Below are 1,633 nucleotides of genomic sequence, written 5' to 3' on the forward strand. Positions count from 1 at the left end.
TCGTGCAGGCTGGCGACCTTGTCCTGCGTCTCACGGATCTGGTTGAGCTGGTCCGCGGTCAGGATGTCATGGATGCGGATGGCCGTCTGCAGGTGCGCGGCCTCGTGCTGCTGGTGCAGGGTCTCGATCTGCTGCTGGAGGCTGGTGATCTTGGCCTCATCCACCTTGCCCGGCGTCGCCAGCAGGTCCTGGATCTGCTTGTGAAGCTGGTGCTCCTGCTCCATGTCAGCATGGAAATCGGGGTGCTGTCGTTCAGGATGGCCTTGAGCTTCTTCTGCTGCGCATTGGTCAGCTGGACATTGGAAAGGAACGGCATGCCATTGAAGCCACCCGGACCACCGGGAAAGCAGCCCGGACCCTGGTGGGGGGCATGATGCGCGGCAAGGGCCTGTCCGGACAGGCCGGCCAGACCACCGACGAGGGTGGCGGCCAGAATCATTTTCTTCATCATGGGAACCAAGTCTACTCCTGTTATAACTTACGCCATACCCTGCCTGCCCCCGGAAGGTCATGCAAGGCCTGTAAAGATAACGCTATAGCAGGCGATGCGTTCAATGTGGGCAAACTTGCTACAAAGTGTAAGGAGCCCGGACCGCCGCCCCTACCCGAAGCGGCCGGTAATATAATCCTGCGTGCGCTTTTCACGCGGGGCGGTGAACATGCGGTCAGCACTGTCCACCTCCACCACCTCGCCCATGTAGAAGAAGGCGACCTGATCGGCGCAGCGCGCGGCCTGCTGCAGGTTGTGGGTGACGATGGCGATGGTGAAATCGGCCTTCAGTTCATCGAGCAGTTCCTCGATCCGCGCGGTCGAGACGGGGTCGAGCGCGCTGGTCGGCTCGTCCAGCAGCACCACTTCGGGGCGGGTGGCTATGGTGCGCGCAATGCATAGCCGCTGCTGCTGCCCGCCGGACAGGGCGGCGGCCGAATCGTGCAGCCTGTCACGCACCTCCGGCCACAGGGCGACGCGCCGCAGCACGTCCTCCACCCGCGCATCCATCGCATTACGGTCCAGACGTTCATGCAGGCGCACGCCGAAGGCAATGTTGTCATAGATCGACATGGGGAACGGCGTGGGCTTCTGGAACACCATGCCCACGCGCGAGCGCAGCACGTTCAGGTTCACCTTCGGCCCCAGGATGTTGCAGCCATCAAAAATGACCTCTCCCGTCGCACGCTGGCCGGGATAGAGATCGTACATCCGGTTCAGCACGCGCAGCAGGGTGGACTTGCCACAGCCCGAAGGCCCGATCATGCCCGTGACCTGCCCCTGCGGGAAATCGATGGAGATGTTCCGCAGCGCGTGGTTCGCGCCGTAATAGAAATCCAGATTACGCACGGCAATCGCCGCGGGCGCCGGGTTCTTTTCCGCGACTGTCATATTCATTTCCTGTTACGTCCCAGCCCCAGCCGCACGGTTATGTTGATCATGAGGATACCCGCCGTAATCAGCAGCGCGCCCGTCCAGGCCAGCGCCGTCCAGTCCGCATAGGCCGCGCCGGCGTACTGGTAGATGGTGACCGGCAGGCTGGCCATGGGGGCCGTGGGCGAAACCGACCAGTTCATGTTGCCAAGCGAGGTAAACAGCAAAGGCGCCGTTTCCCCCGATACGCGGGCCAGCGCCAGCAGGATA

General features: G+C 62.7%; 1 protein-coding gene and 2 pseudogenes. All 3 read right to left on the reverse strand.

All coding sequences use genetic code 11. The annotated features are described in order from the left end of the window. Positions 1-224 (reverse strand): annotated as a pseudogene (locus JCM25156_RS32735) (hypothetical protein); the annotation flags it as partial. A gap of 377 nt (positions 225-601) precedes the next feature. Continuing rightward, entirely contained in the window at positions 602-1,387 is a 786-nt protein-coding gene (gene pstB, locus JCM25156_RS16000) for a phosphate ABC transporter ATP-binding protein PstB (protein ID WP_025813890.1), read from the reverse strand. Beyond that, positions 1,384-1,633 (reverse strand): annotated as a pseudogene (locus tag JCM25156_RS25355) (phosphate ABC transporter permease PstA); the annotation flags it as partial. The pseudogene JCM25156_RS25355 and the gene pstB, both read right to left, overlap by 4 nt.

Source organism: Komagataeibacter kakiaceti JCM 25156 (assembly GCF_000613305.1).

Coding starts and splice junctions, on each gene's coding strand:
- pstB (WP_025813890.1), bottom strand. CDS start 1,387: ATGAATATGACAGTCGCGGAAAAGAACCCGGCGCCCGCGGCGATTGCC.